Consider the following 26,434-nt stretch of genomic DNA (forward strand, 5'->3'; position numbering starts at 1 on the left):
TCTGTGGCCAGGTGCGGTCAAGGCGAAACGAACGTCCTCAGGTCGAACTCGGCGATGCGGGGAATCACGGCGTCGGCGTGGCGCAGCGCGCGCGCATCGCCGATGCCCACGGCGGCCATGCCGGCGGCGTGGATGGCCTCGATGCCGGCGGCGGCGTCCTCCACCCCGATGCACAGGTGCGCGGGCACGCCCAGCGCGGCCGCGACATCCAGGAAAATGGCCGGGTCGGGCTTGGCGCGGACGATGCGGCCGGCGTCGGCGATGTAGTCGAAGCAGTCGGCGATGCCGAGCTTTTCCAGCAATGCCGGCGCGTTGCGGCTGGCGGACGCCAGCCCGAGCTTCAGACCCGCGGCACGCGCGGCATCCAGCACCTCGCGCACGCCGTCGAACAGGTCCTGCGGTCCGACGTTGGCGATCTCCTGCACGTAGTAGCCGTTCTTGGTGTCGGCCAGCGCGCGCTTCTCGTCCGCGCTGTAGGCACGGGATGCGCGCTCCAGGATGATCTCCAGCGATGCCATCCGGTCCACGCCTTTCAGGCGCTCGTTGACCTGCAGGTCGAACGGCACGCCGATCTCGTCGGCCAGCCGCTTCCATGCCCGGTAGTGCGTGTGCGCGGTGTCGGTCAGCACGCCATCCAGGTCGAAGACCAGGGCACGGCAGGCGCGTGGGAACGCGGCTTTCGGCGGCGACGGTACGGCAAGCGGCAATGTGGCTTCCCGCCCTGGCTTCAGCACCACCTCGCTCCCCACATGCGTGAAGGCGAGCAGGTCGCCCTCGTCCAGCCGATAGCGCACGCCCCGCGCATCCACGTCCACCCGCAGTGCGCAACCGCGCCAACGCAGGTTGAAGCCATAGCCCTTCCAGGCAGCCGGCAGCGTCGGCGCGAACTGCAGGCGACCGCCCACGATGCGCAGTCCGCCGAAACCCTGCACCAGCCCCAGCCAGCTGCCCGCCATCGCCGCCATGTGCACGCCGTGGTCGGTGTTGCCATGCAGGTCATCCAGGTCCACGCGCAGGCTGGCGTCGAAGTAGCGCCATGCCTTTTCATCGTGTCCGACTTCGCTGGCGAGGATGCCGTACACGGGCGCCGACAGCGTGGAATCGTGGGTGGTGACCGCCTCGTAGTAGTCGAAGTCGCGACGCTTCGTTCCCAGCGGGATGCCGTCACCTGCCAGCACCAGCGCCATCGCCACGTCGGCCTGCTTGCAGACCTGGTGGCGGTACAGCGTGAGCGGGTGGTAGTCGAGCAGCAGCGGACGATGCGGCCCTTCGCGCTTCGGGAACGGCCAACGCGGCTTGGCGAGGAAGTCGTCGTCCTGCGGGTGGATGCCGAGCGCGGCATCGACCGGCAGATGCATCGCATCGGCGGCGCGTTGCCACAGCGCGACTTCGTCGGCGTCCAGTCCGATGCGGGCCGCCAGCACGCGCAGCGCCTCCGGGCGGTCGACCGACAACCGGTTCCATGCCTCGACGGCGCGCTGCAGGTGCCGCTGCGCCATGCGGTTGGTGTACCAGTTGTTGTTGACCAGCGTGGTGTACTCGTCGGGCCCGGTCACTTCATGGATGCAGAACGCGCCATCGAGGCGCGGATTGAAATGCCCGGCCTGCGGCCAGATGCGCGCGGTCTCGAAAAGAATCTCGGCGCCAGCCTCGCTGAGGAAGTCGAGATCATCGCTGGCGTCGAGATAAAGCCCGATCCCGTAGGCGATGGCGGCGTTGATGTGGTACGCCGCCGAGCCACTGGGATAGTGCGCGGAACATTCGCGGCCGGCGATGGTGCGCCACGGGTACAGCGCGCCGCGGGGATGGTTCATCGCGCGCGCGGTGTCGCGCGCGCCGTCGAGCGTGCGGAAGCGGTACATCAGCATCGCGCGCGCCACGTCCGGCGCGGTGAATGCCATGACGGGCAGCACGAAGGCTTCGGTATCCCAGAAGCAGTGGCCTTCGTAGCCTTCGCCGGTGATGCCCTTGGCCGCCGTCCCGGTGATGCCATCGCGGCCGGCCGACTGCAGCAGGTGGAACAGGTTGAAGCGCAGCGCCAGCTCCGCGGCCGGATCGCCGTCCACCGACAGGCCGGCGCGCTGCCAGAAGGCCTGCATCGCGTCGGCCTGCGCGCCGGCGATGCCGTCGAACCCTTCGCGCAGCGCCCGCGCCAGCACGGCGTCCACCCCGTCCTGCGCATGGCCATTGCCGTCGTCGTAGGCCACGAATTTCTCGACCACCACCGATGCGCCAGGCGTCAGCGTCGCCGTGTAGCGCTGTTCGACACGACCCGCAGTGGCGGCGGCACTCTCGAAGACGAGGCCGGGCGACAGGCGATGGTGCTGCGCGCACACCAGCGCCACGCCACTGTGATGGGTGCGCTGGGTCAGCCGCGCGCCATCGGCATCGGCGTGTTCGTCCGACACCTGCAGATCCTTGCCGCCATGCACGCCGATGCGGGGATCGTCGCCCTGCTCCACCGCCTGGCGCCCGGTCTCGATCGACGAGCGCAGCGTCAGCGGACCGGCGTAGTCGATGGAGGCGACTTCGAAGCGGATTGCCAGCAGCGCCCGCTCGGCCAACGGCACTACGCGACGCGCGCGGATTTCCAGGGTGTGGCCCTGCGCGGTCTTCAGGCGCAGGCGGCGGACCAGTGCGCCGGCAGCGAGATCGAGCGTGCGTTCGAAGTCCAGCCATTCGGCCTCCAGCAGGCGCAGGGGCACGTCACCGAGCTGCAGGCGGATGTGCTTGCCCTCGGCCACCGGCACGCGCGTATCGGTGCTGCGGGTGAAGCCGGGGAAGCGCTCGTGGTAGTGGATCGGGTTCTGTTCGAACACGCTGGACAGGAACGTGCCGTCGCTGGCGCTGTCGCCTTCCTCCAGCGCGCCACGCACGCCCAGCGTGCCGTTGGCCAGGGCGAACAGCGTTTCATCGCGCGCGGCACGCGCGGTGTCGATCCCGCGGTGTGTGAGCCGCCAAGGATCCTGTCGCGCCAGGCCGACATCGCCGGCTTCGCCGACGGTGACCGCTGCTTCTTTCCTGCCCTGTTCCACCGACATTCCCGCGCTGGCCTCTGGTCCCTGCCGGGCTGGCAGCCCGGGCGGAGGCACGCTAGGAGTCGTTGTTATCGATGTCAAGTTATCGATGTCAATTCACATGAGCGGCAGGGTCCGGCGCGCGACGACGTGCCACGCAGGCACCCTTAAATCCAGCAGATTCAATGCGTTGCATATAGCTTCCGCTGCTGCGACCGCGCAGAATGTCTACCGGGTAGCCGCTGCAATGCAACAGCGCCCTGCGCTCAGGTCGTGCGGACCACCAGGTGGGTCGGCAGGGTCTCGGATCCGGCCGCTTCGCCCTCGATCAGGGCACGGACCTTGCGCGCCAGCAGCACGCCGGCGTCGATGAAGTTCTGGTGCACGGACGTCAGCGGCGGCACGTAGGTGGCGCCCAGCGGCGTGTCGTCGTACCCGATCACCGACACGTCCTCCGGTACGCGACGGCCGCGCTCGATCAGCGCGCGGATCGCGCCAATGGCGAGCAGGTCGCTGGCGGCGAACAGCGCGTCGACCTGGGCATGCGTGTCCAGCAACGCATGCACGGCTTCCGCCCCTGCTCCGACGGTGAAACTGGCAACGGTCGGGGTCAGGGGCGTGATGCCATGTTCGGCCAATGTGGCGATGAAGCCTTCGAGGCGCTCGGCGAACTCGCCGTGCGCGGGATCGCCGAGAAACGCCGGCCGGCGGCGACCGAGTGCGATGAAGCGCTCCGCCGCCAGCGCGCCGCCGCGACGGTTGTCACTGCCGACGACGACCTGCGACTCGTGCCGGCTGACCGCACCCCAGACCACCATGGGCCGGCCCCAGCGCTGCACCGTGTGCATCGCATCCTCGTGCGCGCCCTGCCCCAGCAGGATCACACCGTCAGCCGCCTGCACATTCGGCAACGCGCCGCCCTGCAGCGAGGTCAGCAGGACGCTGTAGCCGGTCGTTGTGAGTTCCTGTGTGATGCCGCCGAGCAGGTCGAGCGGATAGGGACCGGACATCTGGCGCTCGACGGTGGGCTTCATCTCCACCACCACGGCCACGGTCATGCTGCGGCGGAGCTTGAGGTTGCGTGCGCTCACGTTGAACGCATAGCCGTACTGCTTCGCGATCTGGCGCACGCGTTCGCGCGTTTCGGTGTTCACCAGCGGGCTGTCGCGCAACGCGCGGGAGACGGTGATGGCCGAAACGCCGGCCACCTTCGCCAGATCCGCCATCGTCAGGTGGCCGCCCGGCGTCGGCAGGTCGGTCCCGGACCGTGGCTTGCGCTTGGAAGGGGGCATACGGGTCACTTCCGTGCGCGACCTGCTTCGTGGTGTGCAATGCGCGCCTCCACCGGCGTCGAGGCGATCACCGCGCCGATCACCTGGGGCAACAGGTCGTCCAACACCTTGAAGCGCAGGCAGCTCTTGCCCATGTCCAGCTTCATGCCGGCATCCGCATAGGCGTTGCGGAGCGCAACGTCCTGGGCGGAGTTTTCGTGGCACAGCGTCAGGTACAGCGCGTAGTACTGCTTCTGCGCCGCCAGTGCGACATACGACAGCGGCTGCTTGTTGTAGGTGGTCGGATAGCGCGACAGCGGGATCTCCCAGCTCACCATGCCCCAGTTCATCGCCTCGACGTAGCCGGCAGGCAGGTGCCGGTTGACCAGGTCGCGTACCGCCGACATGACGGCCCGCCGCTCCTCCGGCAGTTCCGCCAGGTATTCATCGACCGTCTTCGCCTTGCTGCTGGCCATGGGCATCGCTCCTCGTCGCGCCGAGATTAACGCAACCACGCGACCGGTGTCGTGGACCGCCGCACCTTGAGCGACGCGTGACCGGACAACGCTACCTCCGCACGGCGTGGTGGGATATGACGTACTTCTTCCGGTCAGCGACATGCACGCGCGGTGAAATGCACATGAATCGAGCGCGATATTCGAACGGATTCGCCATTCGTTCACGTCGCGACGTGGGAGACGTTCATGCGCGAATGGTTACGGTGCGCTCGCCCTGATGGCGACGACGCAGCACATGCGCATCGCACGGAAGGGACATAAGAAAACACCAACAGGAGATGCCTGCATGATGTCCATTCGAACCCTCACGATTGCCCTTGCTGCCCTGGTCGCCGCCCCTGCGGCGTTCGCGCAGGACGCCACCACCGATACCGCGTCCACGTCCTACGGCAAGCGCTTCGCTGTCGTCGGCGGTGCCGCCATCCTCAAGCCGGACAGCGATCCGGCACCCGGTCTGGAGATCGATGGCGATGTCGCGCCGGTCATCAGTGCCAGTTGGTACGCCACCGACAACATCGCGGTGGAGCTGTGGGGCGCGGCCGACAAGTTCAACCATCGCGTGAAGGCCGATGGCGCTGGCAAGATCGGCACCGTCGACCAGCAGCCGATCGCGCTGAGCGGCCAGTACCACTTCGGTACGCCCGACAAGGTGATGCGTCCGTTCGTGGGACTGGGCTACTACGAGTCCAACTTCAGTGACGAGACCATTGGCGGCGACGGTGCGCACGTGGGCCTGGAGACCGCCAAGGGCGCCATCGCCACGGCCGGCATGGACTTCAACATCAACGAGCACTGGTTCGCGCGTGCGGATGCCCGCTACATGAAGGGCGATGCCGGCGTGCGTGTCGCTGGCCAGGGCACCGGTGAAGAACTGACGATCGACCCCTGGGTCGTGGGCGTGGGTATCGGCGCGCGCTTCTGATCCATTGCTCCAACGCGTCGATACGGCGGCGGGCCTTCGGGTCCGCCGCCTTTTCATGTCGCAGAGAAGATCACCGCAGGACGCGGCCGCGCAGGCGTTGCAGACGCGCGACGCGCCACTTCACACCCCACGCATAGACCAGGTAATAACCCAGCAGCAGGCCGGCTACCGCCAGCAGGCTGCCGTGCCCGCTCAGCAGCGCATGGGTCGCCGGCACACCGCCGCTTTGCCAGTACTGCGCCATCTGCACGAATCCCAGCACGATGCGACCGGCCACGATGGCGACCAGCAGCAACGCCAGCCAGGCATTGGGCTGATAGAACACGCCCTGCGGCGCGACGTCCCAGCGCGTGAGCCATACGCCGAGCAGGCCGAGCAGGCTGCCGGCAGCCAGTCCCATGCCGGCGCCGACCAGGCTGTCCGGCCACCAGAACAGGCCGAACGCGCTGACCGCGACGAAGATCGCGACCGACAGCAACAGGCCCCATGCGTTGAGCGTCAGCAGCCAGCTGCGTGCCATGCGGCGCGCACGGCCGTAGCGGTAACGCTGCCACAAGGAGACAGGCAGCAGCACCGCCCACAAGGCCAGCAGCAGGAAGACGAAAAGCAGGACGAGGACAATGGGCATGCGTGCATCATGCCCGAAGGCGGACGAACGGCTTCACGGCGGACAGTACGCCGGACGCACGGGTCGGCCACGCAGCTGCTGCGGCAGGTAGTAGCCCTGCAACACCTGCCGTGCATGGGCGTGCTGGGCCGCGGGTACCAGATCGCCGACATCGGCGAGCCAGGCATCGGTGCAGGCGGCATCACTGCCGGGGCCTGCTGCGCATGCCAGCAGGCCCCGGAAGGCGGTGCGATACCGCTCGAAACCGGCCCGACCCATCGGCTCGCCGTGGCCAGGCACCAGCACCTCGAACGGAACACCCTCGAGCGACGCCAGTCCTTCCGCCCACGCCCCGGGACAGGCAGTGTCCAGCAGCGGCACGGGCAACGTCACCAGGTCGCCGGCGACCAGCACACGCGTACCCGGATCGAACACCCACACATCACCGCCGCTGACCGCCTCGCGCTGAAGTCCGAAACGTAGCGGCCGTCCATCCAGGGTCCGCATGCCATCCGTGTCCACCGGATGGGTCGGCTCGAAGGCACGGGCACCGTCGATGCGCGCGACTTCATCGCGCCATGCCGGCACCTGCGGATCGTCCACGCGCTCGCGCAGCAGCGCCTCAAGTTGGGTCCGGTAGCGCGCGAGGAATCCATTCCGCTCGGTGATTACCTGCGTGCTCGCATGCACCTCGGCCCGCGGATGCGCCGCCCGCAACGGAACGTTGCCACTCACGTGATCGAGGTGCCAGTGCGTGTTGACCAGTGCGACAAGCGGCGCGCCCCTGCCTCCCACGAAGGCTTCAATGGCCTCCGCATGGACGGGATGCCTGCCGGTGTCGATGACGATCCAGCCCGTCCTGCCACGCAGCAGCACACTGTTGCCATCGGGCTGCTCCCCTGCGACGAAGCGTCCGGGAATGAGGTACACGTCCCTGGCGATGCGCCTGGCACTCCTGTCGGTCGCCGCCGGCGCATCCTTCGGCGGCGGCGGCACGCACGCGCAGAGCAGGCACAGCACGGCGGCGAGACAGCGCCCTCGCAAGCGCATCGCGGATCCTCCTGGCGGGACAGCACGTCCAGTGTCGTGACTTCCCGCGTGCATCCCACGGGCCAAAGGTCACGGATGCTCGGCTTCCACGTGCACCTTCTCCCGCCGCAGCAGGTACATCCCGCTCGCCACGATGATGCCCGCACCGATCCAGGTGACGCCGTCCGGCAACACCGACCACAGGGCGACGTCAAGGATCACGCCCCACACCAGCGCGGTGTATTCCAGCGGCGCAATCAGCGAGGCCTCGCCACGGCGGAAGGCCTCGGTCAACGCTACCTGTGCCAGCGAACCGGAGACACCGACACCGGCGATGATCCAGCCGTGCGCGGGCTGCAACGGCTCCCAAGCGGGAAGCGCAAGCAGCCACGCGCCCAATGACAGCAACACGACGAACCAGAACACCATCGCCTGCGTGCTGTCGCGCTGCGCCAGCATGCGCACGGTGACCGCACCCAGCGCGTAGCAGATCGCGGCCAGCAGGATCGCCAGCCCACCCCGGGTCAGCATCCCCTCGCCAGTGGGGCGCAGGATCACCAGCACGCCCACCAGGCCGATGAAGATCGCCACCCAGCGCGCAGGTCCCACGCGCTCCTTGAGCAAAGGACCCGCCATCGCCGTGACCAGCAGCGGCGCGACGAAGGTGATCGCGTAGGCCGTGGACAACGGCATCGTCCGCAGGCCATAGACGAACCCCGCCATCATCGCGATGCCCAGCACGCCGCGCAGCAGGTGCAGCGGCCAGTACACGCGCAACAGCGACCGCGCAGGTACCGTCGCCAGCACCCAGAGCGTCACCAGCGGCAGCGAGGAGAGCCCGCGCAGCGCAGCGACCTGCAAGGGCGGGTACTCGGCCGAGAGCAGCTTCAGCCCCGCATCCATCAACGCGAACATCAGCACGGCCGCCAGCATCAGCAGGATGGCGGAAGCGAGGGAGGGACGGGGGACGGGCATGCGCCATTATCGCCCGCCGGTGCTCGGCGGCGAAGGTGGCACGCTAGAATGGCGGTGCATCACGCAGGAAGAACCCCCATGCCCTCTTTCGACGTCGTTTCCGAAGTCAACGCCCACGAACTGACCAACGCCGTGGACCAGGCCAACCGCGAACTCTCCACCCGCTTCGACTTCAAGGGCGTGGAAGCGAAGTTCGAGCTGGAAGACAAACTCATCACCCAGTCCGCGCCGAGCGACTTCCAGCTCAAGCAGATGACCGACATCCTGCGCGCGCGCCTGATCGCCCGCCAGATCGACGTACGCTGCCTCGAGTTCGGCGACGTGGACACCAACCTGGCCGGCGCGCGCCAGAAGATCACCGTCAAGCAGGGCATCGAACAGAAGCTGGCCAAGAAGATCGTCTCCACCATCAAGGACGCCAAGCTCAAGGTGGAAGCGCAGATCAACGGCGAGAAGCTGCGCGTGACCGGCAAGAAGCGCGACGACCTGCAGGATGTCATCGCCCTGCTGAAGAAGACCGAGTTCGAGCTGCCGCTGCAGTTCGACAACTTCCGTGACTGACTCGCCCGCCGCAGCCGGCGACACGTCCGATCCCCTCGACGCCACTCGTCGCTGGGTGGAGCGCGCGGTGATCGGCCTGAACCTGTGCCCGTTCGCGAAAGCGGTGTACGTGAAGCAGCAGGTCCGTTTCGTGCTCAGCGATGCGAGCACCCCGGAAGCACTGCTGGAGGAACTGGCGGAGGAACTGGTGCTGCTGCGCGATGCGGACCCCGACCAGGTCGACACCACGCTGATCATCCATCCCGACGTGCTGACGGACTTCCTCGACTACAACGATTTCCTAGACAACGCCGACGCCGCCGTCGAGGCGCTGGACCTGCAGGGCATCATCCAGGTGGCCAGCTTCCACCCGGACTACCAGTTCGCCGGCACCATGCCGGACGACATCAGCAACTACACCAACCGTTCGCCCTACCCCACCCTGCACCTGCTGCGCGAAGCCAGCATCGACCGCGCGGTGGAAGCCTTCCCCGATGCCGATGTCATCGTGGAGCGCAACGTGAAGACGCTGGATGCGCTGGGTCATGCGGGGTGGGCGAAGCTGTTCGCGGAGTGAGCGAGGTCAGGCTCTTCCGTAGGAGCGACGTAAGTCGCGACCGCCGACCGTCCGCCCCGTAGCGCCGTCATCGCTCTTCTAGGACTGGACCCACACCGCATCCCAGTATGGGTAGCTTCCGATCCGATCAACCAATCCAGCGCGCAATGGATTGGCGACCAGGTAACGCGCGGCGGCCCGCACGCCATCATCCGAACGGATCGCGCGATCATGGAAGCCAGGTGCCCACACACGTCGCGGACCTTCGGGCCTGGCCGTCGCGCGTGACGTATTGGTCTTCAGGCGCTGCACGCAGACGGACAGCGATTCCATAGCGCCCAACTCGATCAGCCCATGCCAGTGATCCGGCATGAGCACCCACGCCAACAGCCGGGAGCGATACCAGAGCCGCTTGTCGGTGGCCGCACGCGCGGCATCGTAGGCCAGAGTGGGATCGGAGAAAAGTGGTCGGCGGTCATCCGTGACGAAGGTGACCAGGTAGACCTGTCCTTCCGCTGATATGCGTCCGTGACGCAAAGCGGCGTGACCTCCAGTTCGTCGCAGGCAGTCGGCGTTATCCATGCCGGCGAGCATGGAATCACCGCAAGGGCCGCCATATCAGGAGACCTCGCGCATTCGAGTGGGAATTTGCCGTGCGGTCGCGACTCACGTCGCTCCTACAAGAGCTCTCCAGGTACGCCTCGCTCCAACAACATGCGGGCATCGTCAAGCGACCGCAGGATGGTGTGCCCCAGCGCACGCACGGCGTCGTCCGGTTCCAGCAAGTCGGGGATCTGGATCGGATGCATGCCGGCGGCGAGCGCGGCGCGCACGCCGGTGGGCGAATCCTCCAGCACCAGGCACCGCACCGGCTCGATGCCCAGCGTGCGTGCCGCCAGAAGATAGACATCGGGCGCGGGCTTGGGGTGTTGGACGTCACTGCTGGTGCAGACCGCGTCGAAGTACGGCAACAGCTGCGAGGCTTCCAGCTTGCGCACTGCCAGCGGCCGTCGGGTGGACGTTGCAACGGCGCGCGGAATGCCGCGCGACCGCAGGAAATCCAGCATCTCGATGATGCCGGGCCGATGCGGCACTCCTGCGGCCACGACGGCGTCGTACAACGCATGCGAGCGCTGCAGGACCAGGTCGCGCTGCGCTTCGCCCACCGCTTCATCCAGCAGGTGCCGGCAGACGGCCTCGCTGTGGCCCACCATGGACAGCCACAGCACGTCGGGAAGATCATGACCTTGTTCGCGTGCAGCCGCTGCCAGGCAACCGATGATCGCGCGTTCACTGTCCAGCATCAGGCCGTCCATGTCGAAGATCACCGCCTCGGGCACGAACGGCAGGTGTACGGGGCTCACGCGTTCCCCTCGAACAGCTGGCGGAGATCGTCCTCGTCCAGGAGACGCCATTGCCCCGGCTCGAGGTCGCCCAGCGTCAGTCCTCCGATGCGACTGCGATGCAATGCCTCCACATGGTTGCCGACGGCGGCGAACATGCGGCGCACCTGGTGGTACCGACCTTCGGTAAGCGTGACCTGCGCATGGCGCGGGTCGGTCACGTGCAACCCGGCCGGTGCCAGCGGCGTCTGCTCGGATTCCAGCATCAACGTACCGCTGGCGAAGACCGCGCCTTCATCGCCGCGCAGGTCCTGCGCCAGCGTGACGTCATAGACCTTGGGCAGGTTGGCCTTCGGCGAGATGATCCGGTGCAGCAGTCCACCGTCGTCGGTGAGCAGCAGCAGGCCGCTGGTCTCGCGGTCGAGTCGCCCGACCGTGGACAGCACCGGCGAGCGATCGCGGAAGCGCGACGGGAACAGGTCGTAGACGATGCGGCCGGTGTCCTTGGTGGAGCAGGTGTAGCCGACGGGCTTGTGCAACAGGATCGCCAGCCCCGGCGCGGGATCGAGCGGCTCGCCATCCACGCGGATGGTGTCGTGGTCGACCGGATCATCGGCATACAGCACCTCGCCCGCGGCGTCGGTGATGCGTCCCTCGCGGAACATCCACTGCACCTGTTTGCGGCTGCCGTAGCCGAGGTTGGCGATGTGCTTGACGATCTTCATGCCCTCACCGCCTCGCCTTGACCGCGGCGATGACCTTGAAACCGTCACGCTCGCCGGCCACGCGCACGTCGCCGAAACGCTCGTTCAAGGTCTGCTCGTAAGGCAGATGACGGTTGGCGACCAGCCACAGGCGGCCGCCCGGCTTCAACGCTTCCGCCGCTGCCGCGATGAAGCGCTGGCCAATGTCGGGACGGTCTGCGCGGCTCTGCGTGTGGAAGGGCGGATTGCTGACGATGAAGTCGTAGCGCTCCGGCAGCCCACCGGTCACGTCGTGCCAGCGAAAGTCGAGGCGCGCGGTAGTAGCGGTATTGCCCAGGTTCTCCTTCGCCAACGCCAGCGCACGCGCCTCGGCCTCGTAGAGATCCAGGGCGGTGATGCCGGGGTTGCGTTCGAGCAGAGCGAGCGACAGGAATCCCCAGCCCGCGCCAAGGTCGGCGCCATGCCCGATGATGTCGGCAGGCAGGCATTCGACGAGCAGCGCTGATGCCGGATCGATCCGGTTCCAGGCGAACACGCCCGGACGACTCAGGAAGCGCCCCCCTTCGAGGCGGCGTGGTGCGTCGAGTGACGACCACTGGCGCAGCAGCGATCCGTCCGTACCTTCGCCCAGCGGGCGTGTCCAGAACGTGCGGCAATGGAACTTGGTCAAGGTGCCGCCGATGCCCGTGAGTTGCTTCAGATCGGCTTCGCCTGACTTCGCACCCTCATTGTTCGTCATTGCGGCGACAACGACACCGCCAGGCGCCGCAAGCTGCACCGCACGCGCCAGCAGCGCACGCGCTTCTTCGCGCTGGCGGGGGGGCAACACCAGCACCAGCGGATAACGCGCGTCGTCCGCGGCGGCATTGGCGACCACACGCAGTCCCGCGCGCTCCAGAAGTTCGGCGTCCGGGCGGAAACTCTGCTCGCACACCAGTCGGGCGAGCGAAACCTGGCGCAGCGCGGCGCCATCGCGCGCGCGCAGGAACAACACGGGTCCGGACGGCCAGGCAAGCAGTCCCTGCGTGAAGGGCAACATCAATGCGTCGAGCGCGGGATCGGAGAATCGGGAGGCCACGGCGGCACGCATGAGGAAGGGAGGCGTCATTCTACCGGCTGGCCGCTGGCTACCGTTTCCGACACCGCCCGTCGGCCACGGAAAACAAAGTGAAAAAAATGTTGCACGAACAAAACAACCGGCGTATCGTGCGCGGCCTTCGGCCCCTGCGGCTGTTTTTTCACCAGAACGAATTCCATGAAGCCCGCGTACGACATCGCCAACACGCTCGACCTGCAGCCATCGCGCTGCGGCCTGCGCGTGCATGCGTATGCCTTCGCTGCCAAGCGCGGCAGCGAATCCGCACGGCGCCTGGACACCTGACATCCGGCTGACTCCCTGGGAGATCGGCCACCCCGATCTCCCGAGGAACGCGAACGCCCTCGGGTCGCCATACCCGGGGGCGTTTTGTTTTCAGCGTTCGCGGAGGATGCGCATGCATCGAGGTTCGTTTCTTTCCATCACGGAAATCCTTTTCCGCCCTGGGGCATCCGGGTAGCGCGCGTGCGCGTCCCGAGGCAGGGGCGCGGCTGCGACCGGCGCATGTGCGCTGCGTCGTGATGCCCCGACGCGGGCTGCACGTGGGAAGAACATCAACAAGGGCGCATGGCGCCCGAACGGATTGCCGGTTGGCGACAGCCGGCAATGGGGAGCATCGATCAAACACGCTACAGCGGTACGGGTTTGTATCCCGTCCGGTGCGCGCGGCGCTGCCGTGGCGTATGCCGAAGCGTGGGAGGCGGTGTTCCTCGAGCGGACGATAGCTCAGCTTGGGAGAGCAGCGGCGCATGCCGTTGGCCACCGGTTCAAATCCGGTTCGTCCACCACTGGATAGCTCAGATGGTTAGAGCATCGGACTGTTAATCCGACTGTCGCGGGTTCGATTCCCGCTCCAACGCCTGCAAGGGCACATGACCTTTCACGTCATGACACCGGGACGCAAGTCCCACCCAGGAAACGCCCCGTGTGGCGCGACGTTCTCCCGCGATGGATTGCAGGAAGACGGCATGTCGCAGCGAGGATGGTGCCGGCACCGCGCCCTCGACGCGGATGCGCGCGGCCTTTGATGCGATCTGCGGATCGCCTCAGCGCCACGATGCTTCCGCCAACAGCGCCGGCCGCCCGCACCGTCTCCGTCCAGGGGCGTTTCCACCCTTCTCCGCCATCCGCATGTCGCGGACGGCACGTCATCGTCGCGGGACTCGATCCGCCGCGACGGTGTTGCAACCCGGATCGAACCACCAGAGCCAACAAGGAGAACAACGCCATGTTCTGGACCAAGAGGGTCGTGATCGGTGACGGCGAGCGCGGCCTGGTGTATCGCAACCGTCGGTTCGAGCAGCTGCTCGTGCCGGGCGTGTACCGCTGGTTCGACCCGATGGGTCGCATCGAGGTACGCACGTTCAACATCGCTACGCCGGAATACGCCGGCCATGACGTCGACGCGCTGATCGCGCGCCTGGGCGAAGGCCTGGGCGAGGTCTTCGTGCTCGCCGACATCGGCGTGGACCAGGTCGGCCTGGTGCTGAAGAACGGCAAGCTGGAAGACGTGCTGCCGCCCGGCACGCGGCGCCTGTACTGGATCGGCCTGGTGAAGGTCGAGGTGCAGACGGTGTCGCTCGCCACGCCGGACGTGGACGTCGCCGTGGCGCGACGCCTGCGCCAGCTGGGCGCGCTGTCGAAGCTGGCGGTGGTGGCCGATGTGCCGGCGGAGTTCGCCGGCCTGGTGTTCATCGACGGCAAGCTCGAGCGCACGCTCGCCCCGGGCAGCTACGCCTTCTGGAATTTCCAGAAGAACGTGGTCGTGGACATCGTGGATCTGCGCGTGCAGACGATCGAAGTGTCGGGCCAGGAGCTGCTGACCCGTGACAAGGTCAGCCTGCGCGTGAACCTGGCCGCCAGCACCCGCGTCACCGACGTGGTGGCCGCGCGCACCAAGGTCGCGAAGGTCGGCGACTTCGTCTACCGCGAGCTGCAGTACGGCCTGCGCAAGGCGGTTTCCGCCAAGACGCTGGACGAACTGCTGGGCGACAAGGCTTCGCTGGATGCCGACATCTTCGCGTACGTGCGCGGCCAGTTGACCGGGCTCGGCGTGGAGGTGCTGGGCGTGGGCGTGAAGGACGTGATCCTGCCGGGCGAGATGAAGGAGATCCTCAACGGGGTGGTGCAGGCGGAGAAGACGGCGCAAGCCAACGTGATCCGCCGCCGCGAGGAGGCGAACGCCACGCGTTCCCTGCTCAACACCGCGAAGCTGATCGACGAGTCGCCGGTGCTGATGCGCCTGAAGGAGCTCGAGGCCCTGGAGAAGGTCACCGAGAAGATCGACAAGCTCACCGTGTTCGGCGGCCTGGATGGCGTGCTGAAGCAACTGGTGACGTTGAAGTAGTACGACCCCGCGTGGTGGACGGATCCGCCGCGCCGGGCTTCATGTAGGAGCGCCCCATGGGCGCGATGCTTTTCATGGAAGAAGCGAAAGCAGGAGCATCGCGCCCATGGGGCGCTCCTACAAGGCCAAGGACATCACATGAACATGCAAACACACTTCGAACTGCTGCACGCCGAGGGCAGCGCCACGCCGATCAAGGGCTGGGTGCGCGGCGTGCCCCTGGACCAGGGCGCCCACGAGCAGCTGCGGAACATCGCGGCGATTCCCTTCGTCGGCCCGTGGGTCGCGGTGATGCCCGACGTGCACCTGGGCAAGGGCGCGACCGTGGGCTCGGTCATTCCGACGCGCGGTGCCATCATTCCTGCGGCGGTCGGCGTGGACATCGGCTGCGGCATGGCCGCGGTGCGGACCACGCTGCGCGCGAAGGACCTGCCTGACAACCTGGCGCAACTGCGTTCGAGCATCGAGCGCAGCGTGCCGGTGGGCAACGGCCGCGGCGGTGAGCACTGGAAGCTGCCGGACAGCATCCGCACGCGCATCACCCAGTCGGGGCTGGAGCCGCGCCTGGAGGCGATCAAGCAGAAGCACCGCAAGATCCGCACCGACAAGCTGGACCGCCAGATCGGCACGCTGGGCGGCGGCAACCACTTCATCGAGATCTGCCTGGACGAGGCCGACGCGGTGTGGGTGATGCTGCACAGCGGTTCGCGCGGTACCGGCAACCTGATCGGCACGTACTTCATCGAGCGCGCACGCGAGCAGTTGGCGCACCGCGTGCTCGGCTTCCATCTGCCGGACAAGGACCTGGCCTTCTTCATGGAAGGCGAGTCCCTGTTCGACGACTACGTGGAAGCGGTGTCGTGGGCGCAGGACTACGCGCGCGAGAACCGCGAGGCCATGATGTCGCGCGTGCTGGCCGAGATGCGTCACCGCCTGCCGAAGTTCCAGTTGGAGAAGATGGCGGTCAACTGCCACCACAACTACGTGCAGAAGGAAACGCATGGCGGCGTGGACCTGCTGGTCACCCGCAAGGGTGCGGTGAGTGCGCGTGCCGGTGAGCTGGGGATCATCCCCGGCAGCATGGGCGCGAAGAGCTTCATCGTGCGCGGCAAGGGCAACGCGGACAGCTTCCACAGCTGCAGCCACGGGGCCGGCCGCGTGCTGAGCCGTACCGCCGCGCGCCAGCAGATCACGCTGTCGCAGCACCGCGAGGCCACCGCGCACGTCGAATGCCGCAAGGACGCCGGCGTGATCGACGAATCGCCGGCGGCCTACAAGGACATCGATGCGGTCATGGCCGCGCAGTCCGACCTGGTGGAGGTGGTCCACACGCTGCGCCAGGTGGTGTGCATCAAGGGGTGAGCTTCGGCTCGCCCCTTTTTTTCTTGGGCTCACCCTTTCTTTTATGTAGGAGCGCCCTCGGGCGCGACGCTCTTCCTTGGCCCGCAGCGAGGGCAAGAGCATCGCGCCCGAGGGCGCTCCTACAACAACCGCAGCGTTAGCCTTGCAACTCGCGCAACGTCACCGACGGCGGCGCATCCAGCACCTTGCGCGTGGCGAACAGGCCGGCGCCGAGCGCCGCGAGCATGCCCAGCCCGCCACCGATGGCGGCCAGCTGCCAGTTCGCCTTCCACGGCAGATCGAACACCTGCGTGGCAACGACGCCCGACAACACGGATGCGGCGATCGCCGCGACCAGTCCCGCCAGCAGGCCGATGGCGGCGAACTCCGATGCCTGCGCCAGGCGCAGCTGGCGACGACTCCCGCCGAGCACGCGCATCACGCCGCCCTCCAGCAGGCGTTCGTCCTGGCTCGCGCTCACGGCCGCCATCAGCACCAGCAGGCCGGCCGCCAACGAGAACCAGAACACCACCTGCACCACCTGCGAGACCTGCTCGGCCGTGCTGCGCACCTGGTTCAGCACCGCCTCCACGTCGATCACCGACAGGTTGGGGAACTGGTTGACCAGCTCGCGCGTGAACGCGGCATCGCCCGACGGCACGCTGACGGCGGTGATGTAGCTGGCCGAATAGCCATCCAGTGCGCCCGGCGAGGCGACCACGAAGAAGTTCGGCCGGAAGCTTTCCCAGTCCACGCTGCGCAGACTGGTGATGCGACCCTCGAAGCGCTGGCCGGCGATATCGAAGGCGACCTGGTCGCCAAGCTTCCAGCCCAGGTCTTCGGCGAAGCCTTCTTCCACCGACAGCTCCGGCGACGAAGGCGTGCGTCCGTTCCAGAACTCGCCCGCGGTGACCTTGTTGTCGTCGCGCAACGTCGCCGACATCGACAGGTTGAACTCGCGCTCGGCACGTCGCTGTGCGCGCTCGTCGGCGCCTTCATAATCGGCGCCGCTGGCGGGCTTGCCGTTGAGTTGCACCAGGCGCCCACGGATCATCGGGTACAGATCGACCGCAGACAGACCACGCGCCTGCATGAAGCTCTTCACCGGATCGACCTGGTCCGGCTGCACGTTGACGATGAAGCGGTTCGGCGCATTGGCCGACAGCGCCAGCTGCCAGCGATCGAGCAGGTCGGTGCGTACGAAGGTCAGCAGCAGCAGCGCCATCAACCCGAGGCCGAGGGCCGAGACCTGCGCGATCGAGGTGCCGGCGCGACGGCTGACATTCGCCAGTCCGTAGCGCAGGCTGCCGCGCAGTCGCGAGCGCACGCGGCGCACCAGCAGGATCAGCAGCCACGCCAGCAACGCCAGCACGGCGAGCGTGCCGACGATGCCGACCAGCATCGCCGTGCCCAGCGTGGGCGAACCCGCCTTCCACCACAGCAGCGCACCCAGGCCAACGAAGCCCGTCAATGCGACCAGCCACGCGCTGGGCTCGGTGCGGTCCAGGTCGCGACGCAGCACGCGCAATGCCGGCACGCGACGCAGCGCCAGCACCGGCGGCGCGCCGAAGGCGAGCAGTACGATCATGCCCACCCCATAACCTTGCAGCGCCGGCATCAGGCCCGCCGGCGGAATGTCGATCTTCAGCGACTGCTGCAGCCAGCTGCCGATGCCCCATTGCAGGCCGAAGGCGATCAGTACGCCCACCGTGCAGGCCGCCAGGCCCAGCAACACAAGCTCACCGACATGGATGCCGACCAGCGTGCGCTGCTGCGCCCCCAGACAGCGCATCACCGCCGTGCCGGACAGATGGCGCTCGCTGTGGCGACGCGCGGCCATCGCGACGGCGACGGCGGCAAGCACCACGGAGACCAAGGCAGCCAATCCCAGAAAGCGACTGGCGCGGTCCAATGCGGAGCGTACTTCCGGACGCGCGTCCTGGATGGTCTCCATGCGCTGGCCGCGCGCGAGCTGCGGCTTCACTGCCGCGGTGAATGTTTCGACCGCGGCCGCGTTGCCGGCGACCACCAGGCGATAGCGCAGGCGGCTGCCCTCCTGCACCAGACCGGTGGACGGCAGGTCGGCGAGATTGAGGAACACCTTCGGGGCGACGTTGAAATAGTCCAGCGCCGCATCCGGCTCCTGCGTCACCAGTGCCGCGAGTTTGAGCGTGCGCGTGCCGATGCCAATCTCGTCGCCGGGCTTGGCGCCCAGCGTTTCCGCACCAGCCTGGCTGATCCACAGCGTGCCCGGCGCCGGGATGCCAGCGGCATCGCGCTCTGCGCCGCCGCTACCATCGACCACGCGGAAATTGCCGCGCAACGGGAACCCTTCGCCCAGCGCGCGCAGGTCGCCGAGCGACAACGATTCGCCCGCGCGGATCATGCTCTGCAGTTCCTGCGTCTCGGTCACGCGCAGGCCCGGTGCCGCCGCCAGTGCGCGCAATGCATCAGTCGGCGCCGAGTCGCCACGCACCACGACGTCGCCGCCCAGCAGGCGGTTCGCCTCGATCGCCAGCGCGCGTTCGGCGCGATCGGTGACGAAGCCGACGGCGGTGACCGCGACCACCGCGAGCACCAGCGCGGCGAACAGGATGCGGACATCGCCCGCGACAAGATCGCGGCGCAGCTGGCGCCAAGCCAGCGCCAACGTCCTCATGCGGCAGCATCCTGCAGGCGGCCGGCATCCAGTCGGAGCAGGCGCTGGCAGCGCTCGGCCAGGTGGTCGTCATGCGTGACCAGCACCAGCGTGGTGCCGGCATCGGCATTCAGCGCGAACAGCAGTTCGATGATCGCCTGGCCGGTATGGGTGTCGAGATTGCCGGTGGGCTCATCGGCGAACAGCAGCGATGGCCGGGTGACGAACGCCCGCGCCAGCGCGACGCGCTGCTGCTCGCCGCCGGACAGCTGGCGCGGGTAATGGCCCAGGCGCTGGCCGAGGCCGACCTTCTCCAGGATCTGCCGCGCCGGACCCTCCACGTCGGCATCGCCCCGCAACTCCAGCGGCAGCATGACGTTCTCCAGCGCGGTCAACGACGGCAGCAATTGGAAACTTTGGAAGACGAAGCCGACCTTCTCGCCGCGCACGCGGGCGCGGCCGTCCTCGTCCATGTCCGAAAGGCGTTCGCCGTCCAGCACCACCGTGCCCGCACTGGGCACGTCCAGGCCGGCCAGCAGCGACAACAGCGTGCTCTTGCCGGAGCCGGATGCCCCCACGATGGCGACGGTGTCGCCGTGCTCGATGCGGAAGCCGATGTCGTCGAGTATCGTCAGGGCACCGTCGGGCAGCGGCACATGCTTGCCCAACCCCTGCACGTCGAGCACGGCATGGCGCGCAATGGAGGGGGCTTCAGTGGGGAGTCTGCTGGCGTCGGCCATGATCGTCTCGTCGGTCATTTCGTGGATCATCGGGAGCACGGATTAAATGTTTCTTAATTTGAACAGGTATGGGGCCAGCGGCGTACGCATGCAATGGGCCATGGGCTTGGCGCTGCTGCTGCTCGTCGCATTATTTGCACGTCCCGCCGCAGCGCAGAGTGCGCAGGCCGCGCCCGCGAAGAGCATGCGCACCGTGCTGGTGATGGGCGACTCGCTCTCGGCGGCATACGGCCTGGCGCCGTCGCAGGGATGGGTGTCGCTGACCGCAGACCGGATCGGCAAGACGAAGCCGGGCTGGCGTGTCGTCAACGCCAGCATCAGTGGCGAGACCACTGCGGGCGGGGCGGCGCGCATCGCGGCGGAACTGCAACGCCACAAGCCCGCCGTCGTGGTCATCGCGCTGGGCGCGAACGACGGGTTGCGGGGTCTGCCACTGGCGCAGACGCGCGCCAATCTGGAAAAGATGATCAAGGCCGCGCAGACGAGCAAGGCGAAGGTGCTGCTGGTCGGCATGCGCATGCCGCCGAATTACGGCCCGGACTACACACGCGGCTTCGAACAGAACTTCAGCGCGCTGTCCAAGCAGTACCGCACCGCGCTGCTGCCATTCCTGCTGCAGCCCATCGCACTGGACCGCAATGCCTACCAGGCCGACAACCTGCACCCCGTCGCCAGCGCCCAGCCGAAACTGCGCGACCACGTCTGGACCGCGCTGGAGCCGCTGCTGCGCTGAGGACCGGCGTTGCACCTACACGGCGGTAGGAATTTTCCTACGCCGATGCGGGCAGTCCGCCGAATGTGATAACTGGCACATTCGCGCACAGTCCCCATGCCGGTTCCCTGCCCGGCATGTCGACTGGAGTACGCAATGCCCCGCCTGCTTTTCACCATCGCCGCCGATGCCAGCGGCTGGCAACTGTATGAAGGCCAGTTCGGCCGGGACTGGTTCGACAACCTCGGCGACGCGCGCGAGAACGCCAAGTTGCTCGCGGCCACCCTGCATCAGCATCACGGCATCCCGACCGCCGTGGTGGTCGAGATGCCCAGCAACGAATCCGTGCTGTTGGCGCGCCACGGCTGAAACGCTGTTGCGAGTGCGCGGGAGGCCGCGTGCTGCCGTGCGTCCTCCGTCAGCGGATGGCATGATCCGCCGCACACACCTGGAGAGACCGCCATGGGCAAGCACGCGTTCGAAGAGTCGCTGGCGCAAGGCCGGCACCGGCAACTGGCGCAGATGGCCGGTGAGTGGGAAGGCCGCTTCCGCCTGTGGTTCACGCCGGACGAACTGGCCTGCGAGGCTCCGCAGCGCGGGCGCATCCGCAGCGTACTGGGCGGACGCTTTCTGATGCACGAGTACGAGAGCCGCTTCAACGATGAGCCCATCGAAGGCATCGTGCTGTACGGCTACCACCTGGACGATGCCCACTGGGAGTCCGCCTGGGTGGAGAGTTTCGGGACGGGCACCAACATCATGTTCTCGACCGGCGCCGGCAGCGAGCCCAACCCCAACGTCCTCGTCAGCTACGGCGACGGCCAAGGCGGTCCACGCTGGGGCTGGCGCACGACGCTGGAGCAACCCGACCCCGACACGCTGCTTATCACCATGTTCAACATCACCCCGCAGGGCGAGGAAATGCGGGCGGTCGAAACGCATTACACCCGCGTCGGATAGCCGGCCGTTGCAGGGGCGGAAACGATCAGGCCGCGATGCCCGACAGCTGGCGCAGCGCCTGTTCGAACACCTCCACCGGTTGCCCGCCCTGCACCAGGTGGCGGTCGTTGAAGATCACCGACGGCACCGCGCGGATGCCCTGCCGCTGATAGAAGTGTTCGCGTTCGCGGACCTGTGCAGCGAAGGCATCCGTGTCGAGGATATGCCGCGCCGCCGCGCCATCCAGTCCGGCGGATCCCGCGATGGCGGCCAGCGTGTCGCGGTCGGACACGTTTCTTCCTTCACCGTGATACGCATCCAGTAGCGCATGCTTGAGGGCAAGCTGCTGCGGGGCGCCGAGTTCGCCCGCCCAGTGCAGCAGGCGATGCGCGTCGAAGGTGTTGTAGATGCGGTCGCGCTTCTGCAGGTCGAAACGGAAGCCCAGGGCCTCTCCGCGCTGGCGCAGCGCCTCGCCGTTCTGCGCCAGCTGCTCCGCGCCGAGGCCGTACTTGCGGCCGAGGTGCTCGGCGATGGATTCGCCTTCCGGCACCATGTCGGGATTCAGTTCGAACGGCTGGAAATGCAGGTCCACCTGCAGGTCGCCGCCGATGTTCGCCATGGCGCGCTCCAGCGCGGCCAGGCCAACCGCGCACCAGGGGCAGGCCACGTCGGACACGAAATCGATCTTCACGGGCGTGGACATGCGCTGCGCCTCACTCGCTCGCGGTGTTCTTGTACACGCGACCCTGCTTCATCACGAAGCCGATGTCCTCCAGCACGGACACCTCCTGCAGCGGATCGCCATCCACGGCGATCAGGTCGGCGTAGTAGCCCGGCTTCAGCACCCCGGCGTCCTTGTCGATACCGAACAGCCGTGCATTGACCACCGTGGCCGAGCGGATCGCCTGCAGCGGGGTCATGCCGAACTGCACCATGCGCGAGAACTGGCGCGCATTGAGTCCATGCGGGTAGACGCCACCGTCGGTACCGAAACCCATGATGGCCCCGGCCTGATGCGCCTTGCGGAAATTCTCGCGCTGGGTGGCGCCCACGCGGCGTTCCTTCTCCAGCGATTCGGGGAGGAAGCCGGCCTTCTCGCCTTCGCCCAGGATGTACTCGGTGTTGTAGATGTCCATCACCAGCACGGTGCCGTTCTTCTTCGCCAGTGCGATGCCCTCGTCGTCGATGAAGCTGGCGTGCTCGATGGAATCCACGCCGGCCAGCAGCGCGTTGCGGATGCCGGTGGCGCCGTGCGCGTGCGAAGCCACCTTGCGGCCCAGCGCATGCGCTTCATCCACGAGTGCTTTCAGCTCTTCCAGCGAATACTGCGGCGCACCGACTTCGGTGCCCTTGGACAGCACGCCGCCGGTGGAGCAGGTCTTGATGAAATCGGCACCGAACTTCACGTCCTGCCGCACCTTCTGCCGCACGGCCCACGGTCCGTCGGCGACGCCCTCGCCCACTGCCTTGTATTCGGCCGGCAGCAGGTTGTTGTCGCTGCAATGACCGCCTGTGATGCCGATCGCGACGCCGCCAGCGAGGATGCGCGGGCCCTCCACTTCACCATTGGCGATCGCATCGCGCAGCGCCACGTCGGCGTAGCCGGGCGAGCCGGGCACGCGCACGGTGGTGAAGCCGGCGAGCAGCGTGGTGCGCGCGTTCTTGGCGCCCTTGATCGCAGCGGCGGGCAGCGAGATGGCCAGCCGGCGATAGCCCTGCAGGTCGGCATCGCCGTGCAGGTGCACATGCGCATCCATCAGGCCGGGCAGCACGGTTTTCGTCGACAGGTCATGGACCGTCGCACCGGCCGGCACCGGCGTGCTCGCGGCCGGGCCGATGGCGGTGATGCGCGTGTCCTCGATGACGATGGCCTGGTCGGTCAGCATGCGGCCGGATTCGACATCGAGCAGGCGGCCGGCCTTGATGTAGGTGGTGCCGGCCAAGGCGGGTGCGCAGGCGATGGACAGGACGGCGGCAAGGGCACGCAGGCGCATCGGAACTCCGTAACGGGCAAAGAGGCGTGACTCTAGCAAGACGGGAAGGGGCGTCGCTGATCGGTCTTCTGTAGGAGCGCCCCATGGGCGCGATGCTCTTCGTGCAACTGCCCGGAAAGCATCGCGCCCATGGGGCGCTCCTACAGGATCAAGGAATCCCGGGATCAGGGATCACCGGATGTCGCGATGCCGCAGTCAGACCGGCGTGGGATTGCGGTAGGCGAAGCCGGCCTGGTGCCAGTACGGATACGGCTTCGGGCGCTGGCTCGCCGCATCCAGCTTGGCTACCTGCTCCGTGGTCAGGTTCCAGCCGACCGCGCCGAGATTCTGCTTCAGCTGTTCCTCGTTGCGCGCGCCGATCACCACGGTGCTCACGGTGGGACGCTGCAGCAGCCAGTTCAAGGCAACCTGCGGGATCGACCGGCCGGTTTCCTGTGCGACCTCGTCCAGTGCGTCGACCACGTCGTACAGATATTCCATGTCCACCTGCGGGCCGGCATCGTTCGCCGTCTGCGATTGCAGGCGGCTGTTCTCGGGCAGCGGCTGGCCGCGGCGGATCTTGCCGGTCAGGCGGCCCCAGCCCAGCGGACTCCACACCACGGCGCCGACGCCCTGGTCGGCGGCCAGCGGCATCAGCTCCCATTCGTAGTCGCGGCCGACCAGCGAGTAGTACGCCTGGTGCGCCACGTAGCGCGACCAGCCATGGCGGTCGGCGGCGGCGAGCGATTTCATCAGGTGCCAACCGGAGAAATTGGACACGCCCAGGTAGCGGATCTTGCCCGCCTTCACCAGCGTGTCGAGCGTGGACAGCACTTCTTCCACCGGCGGACGCGCATCGAAGCCGTGCAGCTGGAACAGGTCGATGTAGTCGGTGCCCAGGCGCTTGAGTGCGGCGTCGACGGCGTTGATCAGGTGGTGGCGCGAGGAACCGACCTGGTTCTCACCGTCGCCGAAGCGGAAAGTCGCCTTGGTGGAAATGATCAGCGCATCACGCGGCCTGCCCTTGATCGCCTCGCCAAGGATTTCCTCCGCAGCGCCCTTCGAATAGACATCGGCGCTGTCGAACATGTTCAGGCCCGCGTCGAGGCATACATCGACCAGTCGGCGCGCCTCGGCCACGTCGGTGCTGCCCCAGGCACTGAACAACGCACCCTGGCCACCGAAGGTGCCGGTGCCGAAGGAGAGGACGGGCACGCGGAAGCCGGACGCGCCGAGGTAACGGTATTCCATGAGCGGATGCTCCAGAAGCGGGGGAGTGCGCCATTGCACTCCCCCGCCGCGACAGCGGCAACCCCCGGCGGTGGAAAACTCCGTTGCCTGCCGACGAAAACTCAGTTGGGGCTGGCCGCCGGGCGCACGATGATCTCGCTGACGTCCACATCGTCGGGCTGCTCCACCGCGTAGGCGATGGCGCGTGCGATGGCTTCGGCGGGAATCGCGACCTGGCGGAAGTCCTCGATCCACATCTTGATGCCGGGATCGCTGATGGTTTCGGCCAGCTCGCTGGTGGTCACGCCCGGCGACACCACCGTGACGCGCAGGTTGTCGTGTTCCTGTCGCAGGCCTTCGGACAGCGCGATCACGGCGTGCTTGGTGGCGCAGTAAACCGAGGCGCTGGGCCATACGCGGTGGCCTGCCGTGGAGGCGATGTTGATGATCTGTCCGCCGCCCTGCGTCTGCATCACCGGCAGCGCCGCCGCGATGCCGTGCAGCACGCCGCGGAGGTTGACGTCGATCATCTGGTTCCATTCGTCGATCTTCAGCGCGGCCAGCGGCGACAGCGGCATGACGCCGGCATTGTTGACGATCACGTCGAGGCGGCCGAATTCCGCCGTGGCGAATTCGACGAACGCCTCCATGTCGTCCAGGCGGGTGACGTCGAGCGCACGCTGGCGGGCGGTGCCGCCAGCCCCTTCTATCTCTGCGACCAGCTGTTCGAGCCTGCCGTTACGGCGCGCGCCGAGCACGACGCGGGCGCCACGGCGCGCGAGTTCACGTGCGGCGGCTTCGCCGATGCCGCTGCTGGCACCGGTGATGGCGATGACTTTTCCTTCGATTCCGGACATGGGACACCTCGTTGGGGGAAGCCCGGCGCGGGGGTTCGCCGGGAAGGGGCGCAGTGGGCAGAAGGACATAGTTTGTAGTCGGCCCAACATCAAAGCCGGTGCGACAAAGGTCAATTCTTGGAACCCAGGGCCGTCTTTGACTAGCAAAGTCGGTGATAGTTTGCCGGCGTACGCCATCCACCTTTGGTATGGCAAACGTTACAGGTGCTAAGTTGAGCATTGTCCACGACAGAGACAACCATTTTCTGGAAAGGTCAATGCGCTAGAGGAGCGCGTAACATCCGCCTCTAATGACGCATCCTTGAAACGAGCCAGCTGCTAGTTTTGAAGTCCGACAGGCGCGTGAAATGACACCCAAATCTGCCCCGTATTGCAAAGATGCACTCGAACTTCTCAAGGGCCTGGCTCCAGTAAAACCTAGGGGCCCTACGATTACGTATGAGGAAGGAATCGAAGAACCAGAGCGACGAATTGAGGCCTGTTGCAAGTTATTGGGAAATGATGAAACGCTGTGGTACGTGCGAGTTGTGGACAAGTGGGGACGGTCTTTGCTGGTATATCGAGGTCCCCACCCCGGTCACCGATAGCTCGGTCCAATCGACCTCTGAGTGAGCCTCAAGCTGCCAAGCGTTGTCTAAGTGGCTACTGCAGCTTGCTCTTTCCAGACGGAAGCAGCATAAGGATTTGCCAGCCACTTGCACCCGTTGTCTGCACGGCGAAATGCCACTCCGTTCCGGCATTAGCCGGACAGCCATGCCGTGCTTTGGGCAACATGCCGAGAGTCCCCTATGTGCCACTTGGAACGTAGTCTATAGGCCTCAAGTCGCAGCGCCTCACGCACTACTGAGTCCGCCGTAACCGGGTCTAGTCCGCGGCTTCCAAGGCTGCAGAGAATGGGAGGCATGGTCGTTCGCCAGGTTGGCTTATCTCTCTTTTGATCGATGCCGGCTAAGGCAACTCTAAATGCATTTCGCAAGCGCCACTGATGAGCAGCACCACCCCGAGACCTAGATAGAGCGACGTAACTTGCGTAAGCCATAGGATCGGCTTCAATCATCATCTCACTGCGAATCGCAAAA

26 protein-coding genes and 2 tRNA genes are annotated in these 26,434 nt (G+C 66.9%); 11 read left to right on the forward strand and 17 right to left on the reverse strand.

What is annotated here, in order from left to right:
• Positions 1-17: 17 nt before the first annotated feature.
• The 3 genes from pgmB to OY559_RS18245 form a co-directional block, all read right to left on the reverse strand.
• Positions 18-3,041: a beta-phosphoglucomutase gene (gene pgmB / locus OY559_RS18235; RefSeq protein ID WP_277727693.1), complete on the reverse strand. Its 3,024-nt coding sequence runs from the start codon at positions 3,039-3,041 to the stop codon at positions 18-20.
• A 242-nt stretch (positions 3,042-3,283) separates the two neighbouring features.
• A complete protein-coding gene (locus OY559_RS18240) occupies positions 3,284-4,309 on the reverse strand; it encodes a LacI family DNA-binding transcriptional regulator (protein ID WP_277727694.1) in 1,026 nt (341 codons plus the stop codon).
• A gap of 5 nt (positions 4,310-4,314) precedes the next feature.
• A complete protein-coding gene (locus OY559_RS18245) occupies positions 4,315-4,764 on the reverse strand; it encodes a DUF1801 domain-containing protein (RefSeq protein WP_277727695.1) in 450 nt (149 codons plus the stop codon).
• 328 nt (positions 4,765-5,092) lie between these two features.
• Here OY559_RS18245 and OY559_RS18250 point away from each other — a divergent pair, with 328 nt between their 5' ends.
• Positions 5,093-5,728, forward strand: coding sequence for an OmpW/AlkL family protein (locus OY559_RS18250; protein WP_277727696.1), 636 nt, complete (start codon positions 5,093-5,095; stop codon positions 5,726-5,728).
• Positions 5,729-5,798: 70 nt separating this feature from the next.
• Here OY559_RS18250 and OY559_RS18255 read toward each other — a convergent pair whose 3' ends face one another.
• The 3 genes from OY559_RS18255 to OY559_RS18265 all read right to left on the reverse strand — a co-directional run bounded on the left by OY559_RS18255 (position 5,799) and on the right by OY559_RS18265 (position 8,339).
• Positions 5,799-6,356, reverse strand: a complete 558-nt coding sequence (locus OY559_RS18255; RefSeq protein ID WP_277727697.1) for a DUF1453 domain-containing protein — start codon at positions 6,354-6,356, stop codon at positions 5,799-5,801.
• A 33-nt stretch (positions 6,357-6,389) separates the two neighbouring features.
• Positions 6,390-7,385, reverse strand: coding sequence for an MBL fold metallo-hydrolase (locus OY559_RS18260; RefSeq protein WP_277727698.1), 996 nt, complete (start codon positions 7,383-7,385; stop codon positions 6,390-6,392).
• Positions 7,386-7,454: 69 nt separating this feature from the next.
• Complete coding sequence (locus OY559_RS18265; RefSeq protein ID WP_277727699.1) at positions 7,455-8,339, reverse strand: DMT family transporter; 885 nt, start codon at positions 8,337-8,339, stop codon at positions 7,455-7,457.
• A gap of 78 nt (positions 8,340-8,417) precedes the next feature.
• Here OY559_RS18265 and OY559_RS18270 point away from each other — a divergent pair, with 78 nt between their 5' ends.
• Together OY559_RS18270 and OY559_RS18275 are read left to right on the forward strand one after the other, a co-directional pair.
• The gene (locus OY559_RS18270) at positions 8,418-8,900 is read left to right on the forward strand and encodes a YajQ family cyclic di-GMP-binding protein (RefSeq protein WP_142126029.1); all 483 of its coding nucleotides are present in this window, start codon (positions 8,418-8,420) and stop codon (positions 8,898-8,900) included.
• Positions 8,893-9,456 carry a DUF1415 domain-containing protein gene (locus OY559_RS18275; RefSeq protein ID WP_277727700.1) on the forward strand — a complete coding sequence of 188 codons (564 nt, stop codon included), beginning with the start codon at positions 8,893-8,895 and terminating at the stop codon, positions 9,454-9,456. Before OY559_RS18270 ends, OY559_RS18275 begins: the two co-directional genes overlap by 8 nt.
• A gap of 78 nt (positions 9,457-9,534) precedes the next feature.
• On the opposite strand, the gene OY559_RS18280 is transcribed toward OY559_RS18275, so the two are convergent.
• The 5 genes from OY559_RS18280 to OY559_RS18300 form a co-directional block, all read right to left on the reverse strand.
• Entirely contained in the window at positions 9,535-10,029 is a 495-nt protein-coding gene (locus tag OY559_RS18280) for an REP-associated tyrosine transposase (protein ID WP_277727701.1), read from the reverse strand.
• A gap of 83 nt (positions 10,030-10,112) precedes the next feature.
• Complete coding sequence (locus OY559_RS18285; RefSeq protein WP_277730058.1) at positions 10,113-10,751, reverse strand: HAD family hydrolase; 639 nt, start codon at positions 10,749-10,751, stop codon at positions 10,113-10,115.
• A 44-nt stretch (positions 10,752-10,795) separates the two neighbouring features.
• Positions 10,796-11,503: a pseudouridine synthase gene (locus OY559_RS18290; protein ID WP_277727702.1), complete on the reverse strand. Its 708-nt coding sequence runs from the start codon at positions 11,501-11,503 to the stop codon at positions 10,796-10,798.
• A 4-nt stretch (positions 11,504-11,507) separates the two neighbouring features.
• Complete coding sequence (locus tag OY559_RS18295) at positions 11,508-12,590, reverse strand: class I SAM-dependent methyltransferase (RefSeq protein WP_277727703.1); 1,083 nt, start codon at positions 12,588-12,590, stop codon at positions 11,508-11,510.
• Positions 12,587-12,739 carry a hypothetical protein gene (locus tag OY559_RS18300; protein WP_277727705.1) on the reverse strand — a complete coding sequence of 51 codons (153 nt, stop codon included), beginning with the start codon at positions 12,737-12,739 and terminating at the stop codon, positions 12,587-12,589. The genes OY559_RS18295 and OY559_RS18300 overlap by 4 nt, the downstream gene beginning before the upstream one ends.
• Between OY559_RS18300 and OY559_RS18305 the strand changes: the two genes are divergently transcribed.
• The 5 genes from OY559_RS18305 to OY559_RS18325 all read left to right on the forward strand — a co-directional run bounded on the left by OY559_RS18305 (position 12,738) and on the right by OY559_RS18325 (position 16,287).
• A complete protein-coding gene (locus tag OY559_RS18305; protein ID WP_277727706.1) occupies positions 12,738-12,863 on the forward strand; it encodes a hypothetical protein in 126 nt (41 codons plus the stop codon). The genes OY559_RS18300 and OY559_RS18305 overlap by 2 nt on opposite strands.
• 431 nt (positions 12,864-13,294) lie before the next feature.
• Positions 13,295-13,366: transfer RNA gene (locus tag OY559_RS18310), tRNA-OTHER, on the forward strand.
• A 2-nt stretch (positions 13,367-13,368) separates the two neighbouring features.
• Positions 13,369-13,434 (forward strand) — tRNA-Asn (locus OY559_RS18315).
• 372 nt (positions 13,435-13,806) lie between these two features.
• Positions 13,807-14,925, forward strand: a complete 1,119-nt coding sequence (locus tag OY559_RS18320) for a slipin family protein (RefSeq protein WP_277727707.1) — start codon at positions 13,807-13,809, stop codon at positions 14,923-14,925.
• A 138-nt stretch (positions 14,926-15,063) separates the two neighbouring features.
• A complete protein-coding gene (locus OY559_RS18325) occupies positions 15,064-16,287 on the forward strand; it encodes an RtcB family protein (RefSeq protein WP_277727708.1) in 1,224 nt (407 codons plus the stop codon).
• 136 nt (positions 16,288-16,423) lie between these two features.
• On the opposite strand, the gene OY559_RS18330 is transcribed toward OY559_RS18325, so the two are convergent.
• Together OY559_RS18330 and OY559_RS18335 are read right to left on the reverse strand one after the other, a co-directional pair.
• A complete protein-coding gene (locus tag OY559_RS18330; RefSeq protein ID WP_277727710.1) occupies positions 16,424-18,925 on the reverse strand; it encodes an ABC transporter permease in 2,502 nt (833 codons plus the stop codon).
• Positions 18,922-19,644 (reverse strand): ABC transporter ATP-binding protein, encoded by a 723-nt coding sequence (locus OY559_RS18335; protein WP_277730059.1) that lies wholly within the window; start codon positions 19,642-19,644, stop codon positions 18,922-18,924. Before OY559_RS18335 ends, OY559_RS18330 begins: the two co-directional genes overlap by 4 nt.
• Before the next feature lie 88 nt (positions 19,645-19,732).
• Here OY559_RS18335 and OY559_RS18340 point away from each other — a divergent pair, with 88 nt between their 5' ends.
• From OY559_RS18340 to OY559_RS18350, 3 genes are all read left to right on the forward strand, one after another.
• Entirely contained in the window at positions 19,733-20,377 is a 645-nt protein-coding gene (locus OY559_RS18340; protein WP_277727713.1) for an arylesterase, read from the forward strand.
• 135 nt (positions 20,378-20,512) lie between these two features.
• Positions 20,513-20,725 carry a hypothetical protein gene (locus OY559_RS18345; RefSeq protein ID WP_142126021.1) on the forward strand — a complete coding sequence of 71 codons (213 nt, stop codon included), beginning with the start codon at positions 20,513-20,515 and terminating at the stop codon, positions 20,723-20,725.
• A 93-nt stretch (positions 20,726-20,818) separates the two neighbouring features.
• Positions 20,819-21,316, forward strand: a complete 498-nt coding sequence (locus OY559_RS18350) for a DUF1579 domain-containing protein (protein ID WP_277727716.1) — start codon at positions 20,819-20,821, stop codon at positions 21,314-21,316.
• Positions 21,317-21,341: 25 nt separating this feature from the next.
• Here the strand turns inward: OY559_RS18350 and OY559_RS18355 are convergent, their stop codons facing one another.
• The 4 genes from OY559_RS18355 to OY559_RS18370 all read right to left on the reverse strand — a co-directional run bounded on the left by OY559_RS18355 (position 21,342) and on the right by OY559_RS18370 (position 25,355).
• A complete protein-coding gene (locus tag OY559_RS18355) occupies positions 21,342-21,998 on the reverse strand; it encodes a DsbA family oxidoreductase (protein ID WP_277727718.1) in 657 nt (218 codons plus the stop codon).
• Positions 21,999-22,008: 10 nt separating this feature from the next.
• Positions 22,009-23,289, reverse strand: coding sequence for a Xaa-Pro dipeptidase (locus OY559_RS18360; protein ID WP_277727721.1), 1,281 nt, complete (start codon positions 23,287-23,289; stop codon positions 22,009-22,011).
• A gap of 195 nt (positions 23,290-23,484) precedes the next feature.
• Positions 23,485-24,519, reverse strand: coding sequence for an aldo/keto reductase (locus OY559_RS18365; protein ID WP_277727723.1), 1,035 nt, complete (start codon positions 24,517-24,519; stop codon positions 23,485-23,487).
• 101 nt (positions 24,520-24,620) lie between these two features.
• The gene (locus OY559_RS18370) at positions 24,621-25,355 is read right to left on the reverse strand and encodes an SDR family oxidoreductase (RefSeq protein WP_277727725.1); all 735 of its coding nucleotides are present in this window, start codon (positions 25,353-25,355) and stop codon (positions 24,621-24,623) included.
• Between the last annotated feature and the right edge of the window lie 1,079 nt (positions 25,356-26,434).

The sequence above is a fragment of the Pseudoxanthomonas sp. SE1 genome (assembly GCF_029542205.1).
In the GTDB taxonomy this organism is placed as follows: domain Bacteria; phylum Pseudomonadota; class Gammaproteobacteria; order Xanthomonadales; family Xanthomonadaceae; genus Pseudoxanthomonas_A.

Coding starts and splice junctions, on each gene's coding strand:
- OY559_RS18330 (WP_277727710.1), bottom strand. CDS start 18,925: ATGAGGACGTTGGCGCTGGCTTGGCGCCAGCTGCGCCGCGATCTTGTC.
- OY559_RS18285 (WP_277730058.1), bottom strand. CDS start 10,751: ATGGACGGCCTGATGCTGGACAGTGAACGCGCGATCATCGGTTGCCTG.
- OY559_RS18300 (WP_277727705.1), bottom strand. CDS start 12,739: ATGGAATTCGTTCTGGTGAAAAAACAGCCGCAGGGGCCGAAGGCCGCG.
- OY559_RS18240 (WP_277727694.1), bottom strand. CDS start 4,309: ATGCCCCCTTCCAAGCGCAAGCCACGGTCCGGGACCGACCTGCCGACG.
- OY559_RS18305 (WP_277727706.1), top strand. CDS start 12,738: ATGAAGCCCGCGTACGACATCGCCAACACGCTCGACCTGCAGCCATCG.
- OY559_RS18260 (WP_277727698.1), bottom strand. CDS start 7,385: ATGCGCTTGCGAGGGCGCTGTCTCGCCGCCGTGCTGTGCCTGCTCTGC.
- OY559_RS18350 (WP_277727716.1), top strand. CDS start 20,819: ATGGGCAAGCACGCGTTCGAAGAGTCGCTGGCGCAAGGCCGGCACCGG.
- OY559_RS18355 (WP_277727718.1), bottom strand. CDS start 21,998: ATGTCCACGCCCGTGAAGATCGATTTCGTGTCCGACGTGGCCTGCCCC.
- OY559_RS18340 (WP_277727713.1), top strand. CDS start 19,733: ATGCAATGGGCCATGGGCTTGGCGCTGCTGCTGCTCGTCGCATTATTT.
- OY559_RS18320 (WP_277727707.1), top strand. CDS start 13,807: ATGTTCTGGACCAAGAGGGTCGTGATCGGTGACGGCGAGCGCGGCCTG.
- OY559_RS18250 (WP_277727696.1), top strand. CDS start 5,093: ATGATGTCCATTCGAACCCTCACGATTGCCCTTGCTGCCCTGGTCGCC.
- OY559_RS18365 (WP_277727723.1), bottom strand. CDS start 24,519: ATGGAATACCGTTACCTCGGCGCGTCCGGCTTCCGCGTGCCCGTCCTC.
- pgmB (WP_277727693.1), bottom strand. CDS start 3,041: ATGTCGGTGGAACAGGGCAGGAAAGAAGCAGCGGTCACCGTCGGCGAA.
- OY559_RS18290 (WP_277727702.1), bottom strand. CDS start 11,503: ATGAAGATCGTCAAGCACATCGCCAACCTCGGCTACGGCAGCCGCAAA.
- OY559_RS18295 (WP_277727703.1), bottom strand. CDS start 12,590: ATGACGCCTCCCTTCCTCATGCGTGCCGCCGTGGCCTCCCGATTCTCC.
- OY559_RS18360 (WP_277727721.1), bottom strand. CDS start 23,289: ATGCGCCTGCGTGCCCTTGCCGCCGTCCTGTCCATCGCCTGCGCACCC.
- OY559_RS18325 (WP_277727708.1), top strand. CDS start 15,064: ATGAACATGCAAACACACTTCGAACTGCTGCACGCCGAGGGCAGCGCC.
- OY559_RS18280 (WP_277727701.1), bottom strand. CDS start 10,029: ATGCTCGCCGGCATGGATAACGCCGACTGCCTGCGACGAACTGGAGGT.
- OY559_RS18255 (WP_277727697.1), bottom strand. CDS start 6,356: ATGCCCATTGTCCTCGTCCTGCTTTTCGTCTTCCTGCTGCTGGCCTTG.
- OY559_RS18345 (WP_142126021.1), top strand. CDS start 20,513: ATGCCCCGCCTGCTTTTCACCATCGCCGCCGATGCCAGCGGCTGGCAA.
- OY559_RS18245 (WP_277727695.1), bottom strand. CDS start 4,764: ATGGCCAGCAGCAAGGCGAAGACGGTCGATGAATACCTGGCGGAACTG.
- OY559_RS18265 (WP_277727699.1), bottom strand. CDS start 8,339: ATGCCCGTCCCCCGTCCCTCCCTCGCTTCCGCCATCCTGCTGATGCTG.
- OY559_RS18335 (WP_277730059.1), bottom strand. CDS start 19,644: ATGGCCGACGCCAGCAGACTCCCCACTGAAGCCCCCTCCATTGCGCGC.
- OY559_RS18370 (WP_277727725.1), bottom strand. CDS start 25,355: ATGTCCGGAATCGAAGGAAAAGTCATCGCCATCACCGGTGCCAGCAGC.
- OY559_RS18270 (WP_142126029.1), top strand. CDS start 8,418: ATGCCCTCTTTCGACGTCGTTTCCGAAGTCAACGCCCACGAACTGACC.